We start from the raw sequence: 18,199 nt of genomic DNA, 5'->3' as shown, positions 1-18,199 counted from the left end.
ACCATGAACGCACAGGGAAAAAGATCAGGAGAAACAGCCAGGGAATACGCATACCGTATGATACGGGAACAGGTTATTTCTCTGGAATTAAAGCCAGGTGAAGCCTTTAATGATATGGAATTTGCGGCAAAAATAGGCGTTAGCCGGACTCCTGTGCGGGAGGCGGTGATCCAGTTAAGCGAAGAGTCACGTATTATAGAAATATTCCCCCAACGCGGTATGCGCATTGCGCCAATCGATGTGGAACTGGTAGAAGAAGCCCGTTCCCTGCGTGTGCTTTTAGAAAAGCAGATCGCGGGAATGTGCTGTGAAATGGCAACCGAAGAAGATATAAAATGGCTGCAGGAAAATGTAGGACTGCAGGAATTTTATATGGAAAATTCCCGGCCGGAAATGGTAATGCAGTTAGATGATGAGATGCATCATAAGCTGTTTATGATCTGCCACAGAGAACTGACTTATGGTATGTGCCAGAAACTGGCTATCCACTATGACCGTATCCGCAGCCTTTCTGTAAATACAGTGAAAGATAATACCATTATCGAAGATCACAGGAAAATTATCCAGTTTATTGCCGAGCATAAAAAAGAAAATGCCATGGCCCAGATGGAAAAGCATTTGAGCCGGTGGCAGTTAAATGAAGGAAAATTCCGTCAGGAATTCCCGGATTATTTCAAATAAACAAACGCGCCCCGGATATCCGGGGCGTTAATTTTTACAGATTTTTTAGTTTCTGCAAAGCCTTTTCTCCGATCATTAATTCATAATGTTCTTTGTAATAGGCTTCTCCCGCATATTCATTTGGCAGTTTGGCCGCATATTCAGCCAGCACGTTGCAGACTCTGGAGAAATCCAGTTCATTGCAGTCCTTATTATTTAATACCAGATAATACTGACGGGTGGATGGTTTTTTATAAAGTGCGTTGTGAATGTCATCACAGCTGTCTTCGGCAGCTTTTGCAGCTTCACTGATCTGATCCAGACTGTCAAAACGGAAAGTGCGCAGTTGGATCTGTGGAGCTTTTGCATTCTCTGTTCCTGTGTTTTCGGCAGCTGTATTTACATTTGCCTTAAGTTCCTCTGTTCCGTTTTGTCCCAGAAGTTTAGCCAGGTCACCGGCGCCTTCCAGAAATTCATCTGCCAGCTGGGAAAGGAGATTTTCTGACTCTGCTTCTGCAAAAGGAGAAAACTTGGAGAAGCGGGTATCTAACTCTTCCGGATCTTCTACTTTTGTCACAATAAGCATAATGCTTTCGGAAGACAGAGGAATGGCTTCTACCATTAACGGAATATCTTCCGCTTCAAACCCAACTTCCTGTGCTGCCTGCTGGATCATTTCACGGAACAGGTTTCTGGCCTTTTCAGAGCCATAAGCCAGTTCCGCCAGATTGATCCCCCGTGAGCTTAGATCTAAGCTTGTCAGGGTGCAGCGTATCTGATTGTCACTAATTCGTTCTATTTTCATATAGGATCACTTCCTGTTCTCTTTGTGTTTTGTCGTGTGTTTTAGTGCCACGTGTTATGAAGATAAACTTCTACAATTAGAATATACTACATAATGGGTGGAAATATCAATTAAATATCAATAATATATATTTAAAATTTTTAGTGTGCATTTATCAACAGAAATGAGCTATATGAGCAGAAGATAAAAGAAAAAACACAGGAAATGGCGTTTTTCTTTGACTTCTAAGAAAGAATGTGAATGAAAAGATGTATACACCATGTCCCAGCTATATGTGTAGTCATTATATAGACCATAGACAAGTAACAGCTTATCAGATAAGATAGCCAAAGGAGATGATATTGTAACGAAAGAGAGGTGAAACGAAAGGGAGATCCTGTTTGGAAAATACCGGCTGATTCAAACAGTGGGAGCAGGACGCACGGGAACTGTATGGAAAGCAGTTCACCTGGGATTAAACGAGTACCGGGCCATTAAGTGCGTACCGAAAACGCATAAAGATTACGAAGAATTCAGAAGAGAAGCGTTGGTGCTTAAAGAACTTAAGTATCCGGGGATCCCACTGGTTTATGATCTGGAAGAGGACAGCCACTACTTTTATCTTATTGAGGAATATCTTGAAGGCAATTCTCTGTATGACCTAATCCAAGATCAGGGACCATTTCAGGAAGCAGAAGCCGTTCGCTATGGGCGGCAGATCTGTTCATTAGTTGAATATTTACATCATTCTTGTGATAAACCCATATTACATTTAGATCTACAACCGAAAAATCTGATGATCTGGAAAGGCACGGTACAGCTGATCGATTTTGACCATGCCGGAGACAGCGACAGCGCCAGTTTAAGAAAAGAACGGTATGGTACTGCAGGCTGCGCAGCACCTGAACTATATACAACTGACCAGCTTTTAGACCAAAGGACGGATATTTATGCCATTGGTGCCATCCTCCGGTTTATGCTATACGGAACCCTGAAAGCAGGGGCAGAAACAGACTGTGGGATCACAGTATCAGGGCCGCTTCAGAACATCATTAAAAAATGTATGGAACCAGACAGAACAAAGCGCTATCCATCAGCAAAAGAACTGGAACTGGCACTGGAGCGTTCTGTACGGGGCGGGCGCCTGATCAGCGCAGATAATAATGCGGTATCATCTCTGAATATTGTGATCGCAGGCAGTACACCGGGAGCCGGAGCTACCCATCTGGCTTTTGGCCTTTGCGTCTATCTTACCAAAATGGGGATAAAAGTCCTGTATGAAGAAAGAAATCAAACAGGAGCAGTAAGGCGCATGGCAGAAAGTACAGGCGGGGCGCGGATTGATGGCCGTGGTATCTATCATATTCAGGGATGTCTTATGAAACCCTGGTACGGTCCGGCTGTGAAGCTGGATACAAATACAGAGTTTGAAGTGGTTATAAAAGATTTTGGCACAAACTGGGAAGAGGCAGGACAGACATTAAAAGAGAAGGATCATTTTCTTACGGCAGTGATCAGTGAAAACCTGTGGGAGTACGGGAAGGCAAAAATGATGTTGGAGAAGATGACCGGATCGAAAGAAGAAAATATGGGCCCGATGGCTCTTGTCTGGCGGCATGCCCGGGGAAAGAAGAATAAAGATATGACTTTGGGGCATAAGCCCTTTCTTTTTCTGGAGCCGGAATACATAAGCCCTTTTGAACCTGGAGCAGAGGGAGTCAGCTTTTTAAGATCTCTCTGGGATTGTATACAGAAAGCGGAAAAAAAGCAGAGCATGAAAAAAAGGAGATTTTCGTGGTTTCGACAGTAAAAGTAACCGGGATCATAGGAGCTGGAAGGGGAACCGGGGTAACTCATTTCAGTATCCGGGCGGCTAATTATTTTTGCAGCTGGAAACAGAGGAAAACAGCTGTGATCCAGTGGAATTCCCATAAGGATACAGAACGGATGAGAAATTTTCTGGAGGCTTCCGGAAAAGAAGGAGGCCGCTTTAAGAAAGAACCTTTCCGGGTCCTGGAGGTGGATTTTTATTGTCAGGGCGGACCGGAGGTACTGGCTGCGTGTATGGAAAAAAAATATCAGGAGATCCTCATTGACTTTGGAGAAGTGAGAGATGAGGTCTTTCCGGAGTGGCTTCGGTGCTCTGAAAAGATCCTGATCGCAGACCTGTCAGAATGGAAACTGGAGTCATTTTTGGGGCTGTTTACAGAAAAGGAAAAAACGGGAAAAGACTGGATCTGCCTGACTGCTTTTGGCAGCGAGATCGTGAGAAAAGAAATAGAAAGACAGTTTCGCCTTTCTGTGAAACGGATCCCTCTTTCAGTAGATGCATTTTCAGTGGACATTCAGACCATGGAATGGTTTGCGGATATATTGGTATAAAAGAAAACTGGCCGTATCCTGGAAGATATATGTCACAGGGCCTCCGAAACAGGATGCGGTCTGGTGGGGGAAAGTTACAGTATGAAAAGCAAGAAAAGAAATGAAGATGCAAGACATCGAAAAGATTACCTGGATGGTTTAAAACGTTTTAAGAAACGGGGGATCCCTATTATCATTGACGGAAAAGAATGCAGGGAAGCAGACTGGACCAGGATCTTTGATGTGGGAGAAGACGGAGCCTTTTATATGGGAGACTATGTCTGTTCCGATAAAGGCGGTTTAAAAGAGATCCGTTTTGATAAGGTATATCTTTCAGAAGATCAAAAGAAAAAGAGAAAATAAAAGAAAAAGATAAAAAGATAAAATATCCGGTGGACAGTAAATCGAGAAAATAACCATCTCGGCCTGCAAGCAAATATGGCTGTCCACCGGGTATTTTTTTGTACCGGGAAATGGTTTCAAAACGTTTAAAGTTTTCTGATATATAGTTGTTACGTTTAAAAATAAGTGATAAACTGCATAATAGTTGGAAATATAGCAGAACAGATAAAAGTACGGCAGTAAGGGTTTTGAGAGTACATACAGAATGAAAAGGGAAAAGATATGCAGAACAGACCAACAGGACGAAGCAGAAAACGTACCAGAAGAAAAAAAGGCGGCTGCGGACCGGCGTTGCTTGCAGGTTTTATATTTCTTGCAGCAGGCTGTGGAGCCGGATTTTTATATGGAAAATATTTAAAACCGGGAACGGTGATGGCAGATAAGCGGGATGTTTTCCAGATCAAAGGGAATCAGGTGGCTCTGATCTTAGATAACGAGCTTCAGGAAGCAAAAGGTATTTACGAGGATGGACAGGTATATCTGCCGGTAGACTGGGTGGATGACTATGTAAACCAGCGTTTTTACTGGGATGACGGGGAGAAACTTTTAGTTTATGCCCTTCCGGAGGAGATCGTCTATGCGGATGAGTCCACAGAAGGGGAAGCAGGGCCTCTTTTAAAAGAAAAGGACGGGGAAACCTATCTTTCTTTAGGGCTTGTGAAAAATTATACGGATATCCGGGAAGAGGCTTTTGCTACCAGTGAGATCAAAAGAGTTTTCATTGATACGGACTGGGATACATATGAGACAGCCACACTCCGTCATAAAACAGCTCTTCGGATAAAAGGTGGTATCCGCAGTGAGATCATCAATACAGAAGAAAAGGGAACCTCTGTGCAGATCTTAGAGCAGATGGATAAATGGTCTAAAGTGCGCACAGAAGATGGTTATATGGGCTATGTGCCAAACAGCCGTTTAAGCAAAGTGGAGGAAGAAACACCGGTCAGCGAATTTAATGCGCCTGTGTATACAAACATTTCCATGGATGGAAAAGTACGTCTGGGCTTTCATCAGGTGACAACAAAGGATGCAAATGCTACCTTTGACAAGGTTGCAGATACGGCCCAGGGTATGAATGTAATCGTGCCTACCTGGTTTAATATAACAGACAACGAGGGCAATTATACGTCCCTTGCAAGCAAGGATTATGTAGATAAGGCACATGCTTTAGGAATTCAGGTATGGGCCATGTTTGACAATATCAGTACAGAAGAAAGCGTGAAAAATGTAGACTCCGGCAAATTGTTTTCTTCTACTGCGACCAGAAAAAAGCTGATCGAAAATCTGATGAAAGAGGCAGATACCTATGGCTTTGACGGTTTTAACCTGGATTTTGAAAGCCTGAAATCCTCAGCAGGTCCTCACTATGTACAGTTTATCCGTGAAATGTCCGTATCATGCAGACAGAAGGGACTGGTTCTGTCAGTAGATGATTATGTTCCTGCTGTTTACAGTGCATTCTACAACCGGAAAGAACAGGGAATCGTGGCTGATTATGTGATCGTCATGGGATATGATGAGCATTTTGCAGGAGGAGATGCAGGTTCCGTTGCTTCCATTTCCTATGTGGAAAATGGTATTACCGGCACACTTAAGGAAGTTCCAAAGGAAAAACTGATCAACAGTGTTCCCTTCTATACAAGAGTGTGGACGGAAAAAGACGGAAAGACTACATCAAAGGCCTATGGAATGACAGCTGCCAAAAAATGGGTAGATGAAAATAATGTAGAACTGACCTGGCAGGACAAGGTAGGCCAGTACTATGGTGAAATTGAAAATGAAAACGGGGTCCAGAAGATCTGGATGGAAGAGGCAAAGTCCCTGGGACTGAAAAAAGACCTGGTCAATCAGTATGACCTGGCGGGAATTGCCTGCTGGAAGCTGGGATTTGAGACAGCGGATATCTGGACGATTATGGATGAAGTAAAATAGTAGCAGTTCAGCCATGACTGAACTGCTACAGGAAATAGAGGGATGAAGGATGAAAAAGAAGAGACTTATAATGACGGCAGCGCTGCTGTCTGCTTTTTGCATGTCTGCGGCCGGATGCAGCCTGTATCCGGGAAATAAGGAAACACAGCCTGCAAATGCTTCCCAGGCAGAAACAGAGACAAAAGATGAAACAAAACAACAGCCCACCGGAGAGACAGAAGAAGAAACGGAGAAACCAACCGATGCCCATCCGGAAGATATAGAACCATTTCCACACGGGGAAAAAGAGACAAAAGCGGAACCGATGAAAAACGGAAAGCGCATTGTCCTGATGACGGATATTCATTATCTGGCAGATTCCCTTACAGATAAAGGGGAAGAATTTCAGTACATGGTAGAACATGGGGACGGAAAACTGACCAACTATGTGTGGGAGATCACAGACGCTGCTTTTGAACAGGTAGAAGCTCTTTCTCCGGACGTGATCATTTTAAGCGGGGATCTGACTTTAAACGGAGAAAAAGAAAGCCATAAGGAGCTGGCTAAGAAGCTGGAACAGGTGGAAAAAGACGGGATCCAGGTGGTGGTTATTCCGGGAAATCACGATATCAATAACAGGAATGCAGCTTCTTTTGATGGAAGGTCAAGACAGATGGCAGAGGCAGTTTCTGCCAATGAGTTTGCAGAGATCTACAATGATTTTGGATACGATGAGGCACTGAGCAGGGATCCGGCTTCCCTAAGTTATACTTATGATCTTGGACCGGATATGCGCCTTTTAATGCTGGACAGCTGTCAGTACAGTCCTACGAATAAAGTGGGGGGAATGATAAAAACAGAGACCTATGACTGGATCGACGACCAGTTAGATGAAGCCTGGGATGACGGTGTGATCCTTCTTCCTGTTGCCCATCACAACCTGTTAGACGAAAGTAAGATCTATGTGGAAGACTGCACCATTGAACACAGTGAAGAACTGGTAAACCGTCTGGAAGAGGAAAATGTACCGTTGTTTTTAAGCGGCCATCTCCATGTACAGCATTATATGAGGAATGAGGAAGACAGAGGTATTTATGAGATTGTTACCAGTTCCCTTTCTACACCTCCCTGCCAGTACGGAGCGCTGGAATACCGGGATGATGAAAGCTTTTCCTATCACACACAACAGGTAGATATGGAAAAATGGGCCAGAAAGCATAAAAGTACAGACGAGAACCTGTTGAATTTTAATACCTATGCGCCGGCTGCATTAAGGACCATTTTTTATAACCAGTCTTATGATGCAATGAAGGACTCTGAGGAAGAGGAAACAGGCGATCTTTTTGTAAAACTGACCCAGCGTCAGAAGGAGCAGATGTCCGAGGTATATGCACAGTTAAATGCAGCCTGCTATGGTGGAAAAGCCTATGAAGTGGTAAAAGAGGCTACGACAACACCTGCATATAAGATGTGGCAGGAATATTGTTATCCTATGGTGCTGTTTGAATATCTGGAATACATTGTAGATGATGCAGTAAAGGATTATAACTATCTGGAAGTAAATTGATCGTTAATTATTCTCCGGCCGGATTTTTGACTGATTTCAGGAAAAAGGGAATATACTGGATAAAAAGAAGGTAGCAGGTCTGGAACATGAAACAGTCTCCTTATCAGCTGCTTATGGGAGTAGTCCTTCTTGGAACCGTTGCTTTTTTATCCTGGCAGGCAGGAGGACTGGCGGCAGCCGGGATGCAGTATATACAGTCAGAAAATGGACCCGGAGAGCAAAAACAGGCGGTTGTTGTAATTGATCCGGGACACGGGGGCACAGATCCCGGAAAAGTAGGGATCGATGGTCAGCTGGAAAAAGATATTAATCTGGCAGTGGCTAAAAAGCTGAAAACGTATTTGGAGGCTTCGGATGTAAAGGTGGTACTTACCAGAGATGTGGATACCGGGCTGTATTCCAGCAAAGATACTCATAAAAAAATGGCGGATATGAAAAAGCGCTGCCAGCTGATCGAAGAGGCAAAGCCGGATCTGGTGATCAGTATCCATCAAAACAGCTACCATGAAGAGGCCATCCGGGGCGGACAGGTATTTTATTATAAGACTTCTGTCCGGGGAAAGAAACTGGCAGAAAGTTTGCAGAAACGGTTTGACTATGTTTTAGGAGATAGTAATAAAAGGCAGGCAAAAGCCAACGATAATTATTATCTCCTCCTTCATGTGAAAGAACCCATTGTCATTGCAGAGTGCGGCTTTTTATCCAACCGGGAAGAGGCGAAAAAGCTGGAAACAGAGGAGTACCAGGACCGGCTGGCCTGGACCTTACATATGGGGATCATGGAATATCTGAACCAGAACCAGTAAGAAGGGGCTGACCGGCTAAAAAATGGTGTTGTAAGTGACGTACAAAATATACTGTATACAGATATAGTGTATTATAGAAAGTGACGAAATGTAAAAAATACAAAAAAAGTACTTACGAAACCGGAAAAGAGCCGCTATAATAGTGTTTTGTCAAAACAGAATGCGCAAGCGTATGACGCAGTGAGATTGCATACGAATATATGAGATATAGCAGTAGAGATCAAACGAGTCACCGTGAAACATGAAAACATGTTTCCAGGTCCCCGTATGGTCTCTTTTTTTGCGCTGACGATGCGCATCTGCCTGATCAGGCAGGTTGTCGTATGCAAACATAAAAAAGTACATGAAAATGAAAAAGGAGAAATGAAAAATGCCGCAGAACAAAAGAGAAAGTCTGATCTACAGTGTAATGATGTGTTTTACCATGGTGCTCTGGATGAGCATGTATAATGTTACCCTTCATATGGGTGGCTTCAGCACAGAGGTGCTTCGTGAAGGATGGCTGGGATTTCCAATTGCCGTTGTGTTTGCTTTCTGTATGGACTGGTTTGTAGTATCCGGACCTGCTAAGGGAGTTGCTTTCCGTTTCTTTGTAAACAGAGACAGCAGTGTGTTAAAGAAAGTGATCGTTATCTCTACCTGTATGGTAGTTCCAATGGTGATCATCATGTCTTTCTATGGCGGACTGGAAGCCTGTGTCCGTTCCGGACAGTGGAACCTGCTGCTGATCATCTGGCTTACCAACATTCCTAAAAACTTTATTATGGCGCTGCCTTTCCAGCTGATCGTTGCGGGACCGTTAGTAAGAACTGTATTCAGAAGCCTGTTCCCGGAAGGAAAAGTGCTGGCTTAGGAAAAAGGTGCCGATCTTATTGTACCATGAATGGCAGGTTCTTCGGAGCCTGCTTTTTCATTTTTATACACAAAAATAAAAGATCCTGCAAAACCAGGATCTTCAGAAAATAAAAAAAGCGCGAGACGGGATTCGAACCCGCGGCCCCCACCTTGGCAAGGTGGTGCTCCACCCCTGAGCCACTCGCGCATAATTGAAAATATTTAATTTTCAAAGCAGGTGATGGGAATCGAACCCACGTATCTAGCTTGGAAGGCTAGTGTTCTACCATTGAACTACACCTGCACAGTGCCCAAAGTCGGAATCGAACCAACGACACGAGGATTTTCAGTCCTCTGCTCTACCAACTGAGCTATCTGGGCATCCCGGTCAGCAATGATTTGTATTACCGACAACGGTGATATCATACCTTTTTTTAGAAAAAATGTCAAGCATTTTTAAAAACTTTTTTAAAAACTTTTTCAGAGGGCTATATCAGGTATATTCTTTCCGGCCGCTGGCATCGGGAATTCCTTCTTCTTCCCGGTATTTTGCAACGGTGCGGCGGGAGATGGAGATCCCCTTTTCCGTCAGCTTTTCTCCAAGAAGGCGGTCGCTGTAAGGCTTCTTTTTATTTTCCTCAGCAATGATCTCATGGAGCAGCTGTTTGATCTTACGGGCTGTCACTGCTTTGGAAGGATCGTCGGACTTCTCTGTCGATGAAGTTGAAGTTCCCACATTTCTGGAAAAGAAGAAATTCATGGGATATACGCCCCAGGAGCACTGGAGATATTTCTTGCTTACTGCACGGCTGACAGTGGACTCATGGATCCCTAAGATTTCCGCGATATCTGTCATACGCAGTGGTTTTAAATAATTAGGACCATGGGAGAAAAATGCTTCCTGGCGCTCTAAGATCACTCTGGATACGTCCATCATGGTCTTACTGCGCTGGGTGATGCACTGTTTGACCCATTCGGCCTGGCGGATCTTATTTCCAAGGTATTCTTTTAATTCCTGGGAGTCAGGTGCCTGGTTCATCTGGCGGTAGTAGCTGTTGACTTCAATGCCCGGGTACATGGACTCATTTAATAAAATGTCAAAATGGTCCTTGAACTTTACAATGGTCACATCCGGTATGATATAGCGCAGCTGGTCACGGCTGCTGAAGGATACTCCTGGTTTTGGATTTAAGGATTTGATGATCTGGCAGTAACCGGCTGCTTCCCCGGAAGAAAGATGGAGGGCTCTGGCAATGGCCGGGATCTGGTTTTTCGCTACCATATCCAGGTGATTGTCGATCAGGGACTCCATAACAGGTGTGAGCATTTTTTTACGTTCTAACTGAAGCTTTAGACATTCTTCCAGGTTAAAGGCACAGACCCCTGCAGGATCTAAGGATTTTAACTCTTCTAAAATACGGTCGATGGTTTCTGTATCCGTTTTAAAATAAGCGGCAATGTCTTCCTGTGTTTCCGTCAGGTATCCCCGGTTATCCAGACTGTCCAGACAGAAGTGGATGATCTCGGTTTCCTGTTCGGAAAAATCTTCACTGATCAGCTGGGACCATAGATAGTCAGCTAATGTTTCCCCTTCGTCTGTATTAATGTTCCAGGTGTCTTTAAAGTCGTAGTCGTCATCATTATTCTGACGCTGATATAAATAATAGTTTTCCTCATTAAAAGAATTCAGCCACTGCTGCTGTTCAATAGACTCTTTCTGGCTGTCCCCGGCAGCCGGTTCTACAATGTCGATCACCGGATTTTCCAGTGCAAGATCATTTATGTAGGTATTTAATTCCTGTGATGTCATCTGAAGGATCTCAGCAGACTGGATCATACGTTGTGACAAGACCTGTGACTGTTTGACCTGTAGTTTCAGATCCATAGTGTTTCCCTCTCTTTTTCGGTTAGTGTGTGATAAATTGATCCACAAACACATGCTGACGCGCTTCTTATAGTATAACATAAATCCAAAATGGCTACAATGGCGGGGATTTTATCTGACAGTAATCTAATAGTAATACGGCAGATAATTTGCTATAATAAAGAAAGCAGGCAGCTGTAAAATGTAAGAAGAAAAACAGTTAAGAACAGCTTAAAATAACAGGAGGAGGAAAAAGAATGAAGTACAGAACCATGCGCTTTATTGGAGGAGAGGAGAATGTATCCCTTTTGGGACTGGGATGTATGCGTTTCCCTTTAAATGAGGACGGGACCATTGATGAGGCGCAGGCAGAGGCAATGATCGGAAGAGCATTAAATGCAGGCATCAATTATATTGATACGGCCTATCCTTATCATAAGGGAGAAAGCGAGCCATTTTTAGGCAGAGCCCTGAAAAAATATCCGCGAAACAGCTTTTATCTGGCAACAAAACTGCCGGTATGGCTGGTGAATTCTGTGGAAGATGCGGAAAGACTGTTTAAGGAGCAGTTATCCAGGCTCCAGACCAAATACATTGACTATTACCTGCTTCATGCCTTAGATGCCGGCAGATGGGAAAAACTGGTAAAAGAAGGGATCATTGAATGGGCAGAAGCGAAGAAGGCAAGCGGAAAGATCCGTCATCTGGGCTTTTCTTTCCACGATACATACCCGGTATTCAGAGAGATCCTTACTTACCGTCAGTGGGATTTCTGCCAGATCCAGTATAATTATATTGACACCCAGGTACAGGCCGGGGATAAAGGCTATGAGCTTGCAGCAAAAATGGGCGTTCCTATGGTGATCATGGAACCTGTAAAGGGCGGCCGTCTGGCAAACCTGCCGGAAGAGGCAAAAGAAGCCTTAAATGAGGCAGATCCGGACCGTTCTGCTGCTTCCTGGGCTCTGCGCTGGGTAGGAAGCCATGAAAATGTAAAAGTGATCTTAAGCGGAATGTCCTCTATGGAACAGTTAGAAGATAATCTGGAAACATTTGGAAAATTTCAGCCGCTGACAGAAGCGGAAGAGGAAGCAGTTGAGAAGGCAGCAGACCTGATCCGCAGCCGGGTGAAAAATGGCTGTACTTCCTGCCGTTACTGTATGCCATGTCCATTTGGGGTAAACATTCCGGAAATGTTTTCCATCTGGAATAACTGTGCCATGTTTGATGAGGAAGAAAAAGCGAAGAAAGCATACGCAGAACAGAAGGTCCAGGATGCATCTGCTGACCTTTGCAAAAAGTGCGGGGCATGCGAAAAAGCCTGTCCTCAGGGATTATCCATAAGGGCAGACCTTGAAAAAGTGGCAAAGGAACTGAATACAGAAGAGGCTTAATTTGCAAGGAAGCCTTTTCCGATGATCTCGCTGGAATTGGAGATCAGCATAAATGCAGTTGGCTCTACACGTTTTATGTAATTGCGAAGTTTTAATGCCTGGCTGCGTTTCATGGTGGTCATGATAACGGTCTTATCGTGATGGGTGAAAGCGCCTTCTGCGTGGTATACAGTAGCACTGCGGTTTAAACCATTGATAATGAAATCGCAGATTGGTTTTGGATCATCACAGATGATGTTGAAACATTTGCAAAGATTGATATTTTCAATTACATCATCGATCACCAGTGATTTTGCTGCAAGACCGATGGTGGAGAACAGGCCGGTCTCTACTCCGAAGATAAAGTAGGAAGCAACAACGGATGCAATGTCTACTAACATCAGCACGGTACCGATGTTCATGCTGGAATATTTCTTTAAGATCATGGCAATGATGTCGGTGCCGCCGCTGGATGCTCCAATATTAAAGAGGATCGCGGTTCCTACAGCCGGAAGGAAAATGGCAAACATCAGCTCTAAGAGCGGCTGGCTGGTGAGCGGTGCACTTAATGGGCAGAAACGCTCAAGAAGTGATAAGCTTACTGACATGACCATGGTTGCGTATACAGTCTTTAATCCAAAGCCTTTGCCCAGGAATAAAAATCCTAACAGCAGAAGGGCTGTATTGGTAACAGATGTAAAATCACTGGCGGACCAGTGTGTAAGCTGGCTGACTACAGTGGAAAAACCGGTAATTCCGCCAAATGCGAAGTGGTTTGGGAATTTGAAGAAATAAATTCCTACTACCATGATCCAGATGCTGACGGTAATTAATCCATATTCATAAATGGTACGCCAAAATGGACTTTTTATTTCTTTCATCATCATAATGACTTAAATGCTCCTTGATCATATTTCTTAATTTTATTAAGTGGGCTTTTCATATTCTTAACCCTCTCTTATAATAGTAGGGTAAAGCTACAAGTGCAATCACCTTTTTTACTAACATTGCCACAATAAAATGACTGTGATACGCGGGAGCGCGCAGGTATGAGTCATTCAGGAAGGAGAAGATAAATACTATGGAAAGAGAAGAACAGGAAGCCTGGGAACTGGCAAAACAGCTGGTGCAGATCGACAGCTCAGACCCGGGAGCCTATGAAGAGGAGATCGGTCTGTGGATCACAGACTGGTTTAAAAAGCAGATCACAGACTTTGGAGGTAAGCTGGCAGACCAGATCCATGTAAGTCGTCTGGAAGTTCTGCCTGGACGTTATAATGTAATGGCAAAGATCCCTGGAAAAACAGAGGGACCGGGACTTATTTATATCTGCCATATGGATACGGTTATGCTGGGTGATGGCTGGGATGAAGATATTTCCCCATTAGGTGCTATGGTACGTGACGGAAAAATGTATGGCCGCGGAGCCTGCGATATGAAATCCGGTCTTGCCTGCGCTTTAACTGCCTTTAAAAACATGGTAAAGAAAGTGGGAGAAAGGGGCGAACTTCCGGAGAAGCCATTTTCCATGATCTGCTCTGTAGATGAAGAGGACTTTATGCGTGGCGTAGAAGCTGCTATTAAGGCCGGCTGGGTCACAAAAGATGACTGGATCCTGGATACGGAGCCTACAGACGGACAGATCCAGGTGGCTCACAAGGGAAGAACCTGGTTTGAACTGACCATAACAGGAATTACCGCCCATGCAAGCAATCCATGGAAGGGAGCTGATGCCATTGCAGCCATGGCAGAAGCCATCAGCAGTATCAGAAAAGAGATCAAGGCATGCCCGAAGCATCATGACCTAGGAATTTCTACTGTTACTTTCGGTCAGATCACAGGCGGCTACCGTCCTTATGTAGTGCCGGACAGCGCGAAAGTATGGATCGATATGCGTCTGGTGCCGCCTACAGATACAGCGGCAGCCAAAGCCATTGTAGACCGTGCAATCAGGAAAGCAGAGGAAGAGATACCGGGAGTAAAGGGAAGTTATATCATTACCGGTGACAGGCCTTATGTGGAAAAAGATGATCATTCTAAGCTTTTAGCAAATTTAAAGGCAGCAGTAAAGCAGACAACAGGAGAGGAAGCAGTGGTAGGTTCCTTTAATGGCTATACCGACACAGCAGTGATCGCAGGAACATTAATGAACCATAACTGTATGTCTTATGGACCGGGAAGTCTGGAGCTGGCGCACAAACCAAATGAGTTTGTTCCTTATGAAGATGTGTGCAGAGTGCAGAAGGTTTTAACAAAACTGGCAGAAAACGTATTGTTTGGATAGAAATCCATTAAAATTCCCCTTTATCCTCTTATGTTCTCTCGGAGTCTTTCATGCACCTGCTTTTGTGGCTGATTTTCCGCCAGTTGCACCCGAATTTCATCAACGTACGCACCGCGTACGCCTCAGAAATTTGGGCACAACTGACAAGAAATCTTCTCACAAAATCAGGCACAGAAAGATTCCGAGAGAACATTTTGCCTTTTACTGGAAAGTGTGTTATAGTGTAACCGATACAAAAACTTATAGTTTGGCGAATGACTGAACTATATTTAGAAATCAAGGAGAAGAATTATGAAAGAGACCGCATTAGTGATCATGGCAGCTGGTATTGGCAGCCGTTTCGGCGGCGGCATTAAGCAGCTGGCGCCTGTAGGACCAAGTGGTGAGATCATCATGGATTATTCCATTCATGACGCTATCGAAGCCGGATTTAATAAAGTAGTATTTATTATCCGTAAGGATCTGGAGAAAGACTTTAAGGAGATCATCGGAAACAGGATCGAAAAGCAGATCCCTGTTATCTATGCATACCAGGAATTAAATGCTCTTCCAGAAGGATATGAAGTAACAGAAGGACGTACTAAACCATGGGGAACCGGCCAGGCAGTTCTTATGGTAAAGGGACTGATCGACTGCCCATTCCTGGTAATCAATGCAGATGATTACTACGGAAAAGAAGGCTTCCGCAAGATCCATGAATATATGGTAAATGAAATGACCGAGGACGGCGATGTATATGACATCTGCATGGGCGGTTTCATTTTAAAGAATACCCTTAGCGACAACGGCGCTGTTACCAGAGGCGTTTGCGAAGAGGAAAACGGTATCTTAAAGAAAGTAACTGAGACTTATGATATCCGTATGATGGAAGATGGACTTCATGCAGCTGACGAAGCAGGAAATCCTGTAAAGGTTCAGCCAGAGCAGCTTGTTTCCATGAATATGTGGGGACTTCCAGTAAGCTTCTTAAATGAGCTGGAAAAGGGCTTCCCGGAATTCTTAGACAGCTTAAAGCCAGGTGATATCAAGGCAGAATACCTGCTTCCAAAGATCATCGACAAATTAGTACATGAAGGTAAGGCAAAAGTCCGCGTTCTGGATACACCAGATAAGTGGTTTGGTGTTACTTACAAAGAGGACAAGCAGGCAGTTGTAGACGCAATCAAGGGTCTGATCGATGCCGGAGTTTATAAAGAGAAATTATTTGATTGATCAAATGGATCAAATTCAGGATGAGAAAAGGGCTTTCCGCAATGGAAGGCTCTTTTTTGTATCTGAATTTTATATCTGAAAAGAATAAAACCAACTTTCCCCGCCTATACTATAAAAACGAAACCAGTTACAGGATAACAGGTAAAGTATTTATCATTTATAGTAAACAGATACCGGGGTGGAGAACTTGGCGATGAGATTGTGGAAGTCTTTTCGGGTACAGCGAAGGGACGAGATTTCTTATTATGATACAATGGGAGAGTTTGAAGCGGAGCGGTTTGCCGTAAATTTAAACCAGCTGATCGCAGAGGCAATGGCGGAAAAACAGAAGGCCGGAGTGATATTTCTCTGTATTGGAACGGACCGTTCCACAGGAGACAGTCTGGGGCCTTTGGTAGGTCATAAGCTGCGAAAATGCAGATTAAAAAAAGCAGCTGTGATCGGGACGTTAGACAAACCGGTCCATGCTATGAACCTGGAAGTTTATGCAGCTTATATCCGTACTCATTTTCCGGATCATGTGATCGTGGCCATAGATGCTTCTGTGGGAAGTCCGGATCACGTTGGATTTGCAACATTGGGGAAAGGCGCTCTTCAACCGGGGCTGGGAGTTTCCAAAGAACTGATGGAAGTAGGAGACATTTCCATAACAGGGATCGTGGGAGGTCCCGGAAGCCATGATCCGGTGATGTTACAAAGTGTGCGTCTTTCCATGGTAATGAAAATGGCAGACTGCATTTGCGAAAGCATTACCCTTGTCGAACGATTTTGGGAAAATACAGCCATAATATGACAAAATTTTTGCATTCCTTTTGCTACTCTTAGGTGAGAACGTAAACAGATAAGAACAGCAAAAGGGGTGTTAAAATATGGGCGAATTATATGAACTTTATCCCAAACTGCCAAAGAACATCCGGCAGATCGGGGAACGCGATACAGTGCTGCGGCTTTATGTGGAAGATTATGTAAATACATATTTAAAACGGTTAAAGCCTACGGCAGGCCAGAACCTGAGGGTAGGACTGCTCCTTGGCAACCGGGAGATCCATGAGGACATGCCTTATGTGTTTGTAGATGGAGCAATGGAAATGGAGATCCTTTCCCAGGAAGGGGAAAAGGTGGTCTTTACAGAGGAAGCGTGGAAAAAGGCATACCAGCAGGTAGAGACCATGTTCCCACGAAGAACAGTCCAGGGCTGGTTTTTGTGCGCCGGAGAAGGGGTTACCTTAAGCCCTTTAAATTACTGGAGGCAGCACAGCCAGTATTTTACAGGGAAAAACCAGCTGATGTATTTAAACAGTGGACTGGACGGGGAAGAAGCTATTTATATTACCTCTTCCGATGGTTTTTACCAGCTGCGTGGATACAGTATTTACTATGAGCGCAACCAGATGATGCAGGATTATATGATCGCAAGGAAAGATATCCTGCGGGAAGAAAGCAAGACCGATGACCGGGCGATCCGGGATTTCAGAAAGAAAATGGACGAGCATAAAACAGCGGCTGTGCGCCAGAGAAGTGCGGTCAGTGTACTTTCCGGGCTTTGCAGTGTGCTGGCAGTCATGGTGCTGGCAGGCGGTGTAGCCATGTTTAATAATTATAAACGGCTTCATGAAATGGAACAGGTGGTGGCTTCTGTAGATCCGGAAGCAGTGATCCGTGAAGCCAGGGGAAATCTTTCTTCTGTTGCGGGAAACAGGACAACCGGGGAAACGCCAGTGGAGGTAATTCCGGAGACAATGGCACCAGGGGGATCTACTGCAGGGACAGTGGAAGCTTCTTTAACCAAGGAAACGCCGGATCAGACAGTGCCACCAGTCCAGACAACATCAGAACCGGCACAGACGACTGCCGCCCAGACCACCCAGGCCCAGGCAGCCAATGCAGAGGCTTCTTACAAAGTATATGTAGTAGGAGAAGGGGAAACGCTGTACGGGATCTGTTTTAAGGAATACCACAATATCAGAAAACTTCAGGAGATCTGCCAGATCAATTCCCTGACAGATGAAAACAGTATTTATGCAGGTCAGAAGCTGCTTCTTCCTTAAGATATATCAGGACGGAGATTTTTTGTTTTGCAAGGATTGGCTGTCGATTTTTCCTGTGAAATGTTGTATACTTAAGCGAGTATGAAGAAAAGA

General features: G+C 44.3%; 16 protein-coding genes and 3 tRNA genes. 13 read left to right on the top strand and 6 right to left on the bottom strand.

Annotation, left to right across the window (positions count from 1 at the left end; all coding sequences use genetic code 11):
- The first annotated feature begins 3 nt into the window (after window positions 1-3).
- Window positions 4-681: a GntR family transcriptional regulator gene (locus DW251_RS05785; protein WP_021869713.1), complete on the top strand. Its 678-nt coding sequence runs from the start codon at window positions 4-6 to the stop codon at window positions 679-681.
- 34 nt (window positions 682-715) lie between these two features.
- On the opposite strand, the gene DW251_RS05780 is transcribed toward DW251_RS05785, so the two are convergent.
- Complete coding sequence (locus tag DW251_RS05780) at window positions 716-1,465, bottom strand: adaptor protein MecA (protein ID WP_118300475.1); 750 nt, start codon at window positions 1,463-1,465, stop codon at window positions 716-718.
- A 373-nt stretch (window positions 1,466-1,838) separates the two neighbouring features.
- Between DW251_RS05780 and DW251_RS05775 the strand changes: the two genes are divergently transcribed.
- The 7 genes from DW251_RS05775 to DW251_RS05745 all read left to right on the top strand — a co-directional run bounded on the left by DW251_RS05775 (window position 1,839) and on the right by DW251_RS05745 (window position 9,344).
- On the top strand, window positions 1,839-3,254 hold the full coding sequence (locus DW251_RS05775) for a serine/threonine-protein kinase (protein WP_347474624.1): 1,416 nt from the start codon (window positions 1,839-1,841) through the stop codon (window positions 3,252-3,254).
- Window positions 3,239-3,826, top strand: a complete 588-nt coding sequence (locus DW251_RS05770; RefSeq protein WP_021869716.1) for a hypothetical protein — start codon at window positions 3,239-3,241, stop codon at window positions 3,824-3,826. Before DW251_RS05775 ends, DW251_RS05770 begins: the two co-directional genes overlap by 16 nt.
- 81 nt (window positions 3,827-3,907) lie before the next feature.
- Complete coding sequence (locus DW251_RS05765) at window positions 3,908-4,168, top strand: hypothetical protein (RefSeq protein ID WP_118300473.1); 261 nt, start codon at window positions 3,908-3,910, stop codon at window positions 4,166-4,168.
- Window positions 4,169-4,429: 261 nt separating this feature from the next.
- The gene (locus DW251_RS05760) at window positions 4,430-6,139 is read left to right on the top strand and encodes a glycosyl hydrolase family 18 protein (protein ID WP_021869718.1); all 1,710 of its coding nucleotides are present in this window, start codon (window positions 4,430-4,432) and stop codon (window positions 6,137-6,139) included.
- 49 nt (window positions 6,140-6,188) lie between these two features.
- Entirely contained in the window at window positions 6,189-7,685 is a 1,497-nt protein-coding gene (locus DW251_RS05755) for a metallophosphoesterase (protein ID WP_243034886.1), read from the top strand.
- A gap of 86 nt (window positions 7,686-7,771) precedes the next feature.
- Window positions 7,772-8,491, top strand: coding sequence for an N-acetylmuramoyl-L-alanine amidase (locus DW251_RS05750; protein WP_021869720.1), 720 nt, complete (start codon window positions 7,772-7,774; stop codon window positions 8,489-8,491).
- A gap of 370 nt (window positions 8,492-8,861) precedes the next feature.
- Window positions 8,862-9,344, top strand: a complete 483-nt coding sequence (locus DW251_RS05745; protein ID WP_021869721.1) for a hypothetical protein — start codon at window positions 8,862-8,864, stop codon at window positions 9,342-9,344.
- A 117-nt stretch (window positions 9,345-9,461) separates the two neighbouring features.
- Here DW251_RS05745 and DW251_RS05740 read toward each other — a convergent pair.
- From DW251_RS05740 to rpoN, 4 genes are all read right to left on the bottom strand, one after another.
- Window positions 9,462-9,533: transfer RNA gene (locus tag DW251_RS05740), tRNA-Gly, on the bottom strand.
- A 25-nt stretch (window positions 9,534-9,558) separates the two neighbouring features.
- Window positions 9,559-9,629, bottom strand: a tRNA-Gly gene (locus tag DW251_RS05735).
- 4 nt (window positions 9,630-9,633) lie between these two features.
- A tRNA-Phe gene (locus tag DW251_RS05730) sits at window positions 9,634-9,706 on the bottom strand.
- A gap of 112 nt (window positions 9,707-9,818) precedes the next feature.
- Window positions 9,819-11,210, bottom strand: coding sequence for an RNA polymerase factor sigma-54 (gene rpoN / locus DW251_RS05725; RefSeq protein WP_021869722.1), 1,392 nt, complete (start codon window positions 11,208-11,210; stop codon window positions 9,819-9,821).
- A 236-nt stretch (window positions 11,211-11,446) separates the two neighbouring features.
- Here rpoN and DW251_RS05720 point away from each other — a divergent pair, with 236 nt between their 5' ends.
- A complete protein-coding gene (locus tag DW251_RS05720) occupies window positions 11,447-12,583 on the top strand; it encodes an aldo/keto reductase (protein ID WP_021869723.1) in 1,137 nt (378 codons plus the stop codon).
- Here DW251_RS05720 and DW251_RS05715 read toward each other — a convergent pair.
- On the bottom strand, window positions 12,580-13,443 hold the full coding sequence (locus DW251_RS05715) for a YitT family protein (protein WP_118300517.1): 864 nt from the start codon (window positions 13,441-13,443) through the stop codon (window positions 12,580-12,582). The genes DW251_RS05720 and DW251_RS05715 overlap by 4 nt on opposite strands.
- Window positions 13,444-13,643: 200 nt before the next feature.
- Between DW251_RS05715 and DW251_RS05710 the strand changes: the two genes are divergently transcribed.
- The 4 genes from DW251_RS05710 (at window position 13,644) to DW251_RS05690 (ending at window position 18,106) form a co-directional block, all read left to right on the top strand.
- Window positions 13,644-14,846, top strand: a complete 1,203-nt coding sequence (locus DW251_RS05710; RefSeq protein WP_021869725.1) for a M20 family metallopeptidase — start codon at window positions 13,644-13,646, stop codon at window positions 14,844-14,846.
- Between the two features lie 291 nt (window positions 14,847-15,137).
- Entirely contained in the window at window positions 15,138-16,058 is a 921-nt protein-coding gene (locus DW251_RS05705; RefSeq protein ID WP_118300471.1) for a sugar phosphate nucleotidyltransferase, read from the top strand.
- Between the two features lie 193 nt (window positions 16,059-16,251).
- Window positions 16,252-16,851 (top strand): spore protease YyaC, encoded by a 600-nt coding sequence (yyaC, locus tag DW251_RS05695; protein ID WP_021868667.1) that lies wholly within the window; start codon window positions 16,252-16,254, stop codon window positions 16,849-16,851.
- A 76-nt stretch (window positions 16,852-16,927) separates the two neighbouring features.
- On the top strand, window positions 16,928-18,106 hold the full coding sequence (locus DW251_RS05690; protein WP_118300469.1) for a LysM peptidoglycan-binding domain-containing protein: 1,179 nt from the start codon (window positions 16,928-16,930) through the stop codon (window positions 18,104-18,106).
- The last annotated feature ends 93 nt before the right edge of the window (window positions 18,107-18,199 follow it).

The sequence above is a fragment of the Clostridium sp. AM22-11AC genome (assembly GCF_003473545.1).
Taxonomy (GTDB): Bacteria; Bacillota; Clostridia; order Lachnospirales; family Lachnospiraceae; genus Enterocloster.
This window is presented reverse-complemented; position numbering and strand designations above follow the sequence as displayed.

What these genes read in the sequence shown, in the direction of transcription:
- DW251_RS05785 (WP_021869713.1), top strand. Translation starts at nt 4, where the DNA reads ATGAACGCACAGGGAAAAAGATCAGGAGAAACAGCCAGGGAATACGCA.
- DW251_RS05780 (WP_118300475.1), bottom strand. Translation starts at nt 1,465, where the DNA reads ATGAAAATAGAACGAATTAGTGACAATCAGATACGCTGCACCCTGACA.
- DW251_RS05765 (WP_118300473.1), top strand. Translation starts at nt 3,908, where the DNA reads ATGAAAAGCAAGAAAAGAAATGAAGATGCAAGACATCGAAAAGATTAC.
- DW251_RS05760 (WP_021869718.1), top strand. Translation starts at nt 4,430, where the DNA reads ATGCAGAACAGACCAACAGGACGAAGCAGAAAACGTACCAGAAGAAAA.
- DW251_RS05755 (WP_243034886.1), top strand. Translation starts at nt 6,189, where the DNA reads ATGAAAAAGAAGAGACTTATAATGACGGCAGCGCTGCTGTCTGCTTTT.
- DW251_RS05750 (WP_021869720.1), top strand. Translation starts at nt 7,772, where the DNA reads ATGAAACAGTCTCCTTATCAGCTGCTTATGGGAGTAGTCCTTCTTGGA.
- DW251_RS05745 (WP_021869721.1), top strand. Translation starts at nt 8,862, where the DNA reads ATGCCGCAGAACAAAAGAGAAAGTCTGATCTACAGTGTAATGATGTGT.
- rpoN (WP_021869722.1), bottom strand. Translation starts at nt 11,210, where the DNA reads ATGGATCTGAAACTACAGGTCAAACAGTCACAGGTCTTGTCACAACGT.
- DW251_RS05720 (WP_021869723.1), top strand. Translation starts at nt 11,447, where the DNA reads ATGAAGTACAGAACCATGCGCTTTATTGGAGGAGAGGAGAATGTATCC.
- DW251_RS05715 (WP_118300517.1), bottom strand. Translation starts at nt 13,443, where the DNA reads ATGAAAGAAATAAAAAGTCCATTTTGGCGTACCATTTATGAATATGGA.
- DW251_RS05710 (WP_021869725.1), top strand. Translation starts at nt 13,644, where the DNA reads ATGGAAAGAGAAGAACAGGAAGCCTGGGAACTGGCAAAACAGCTGGTG.
- DW251_RS05705 (WP_118300471.1), top strand. Translation starts at nt 15,138, where the DNA reads ATGAAAGAGACCGCATTAGTGATCATGGCAGCTGGTATTGGCAGCCGT.
- yyaC (WP_021868667.1), top strand. Translation starts at nt 16,252, where the DNA reads ATGAGATTGTGGAAGTCTTTTCGGGTACAGCGAAGGGACGAGATTTCT.
- DW251_RS05690 (WP_118300469.1), top strand. Translation starts at nt 16,928, where the DNA reads ATGGGCGAATTATATGAACTTTATCCCAAACTGCCAAAGAACATCCGG.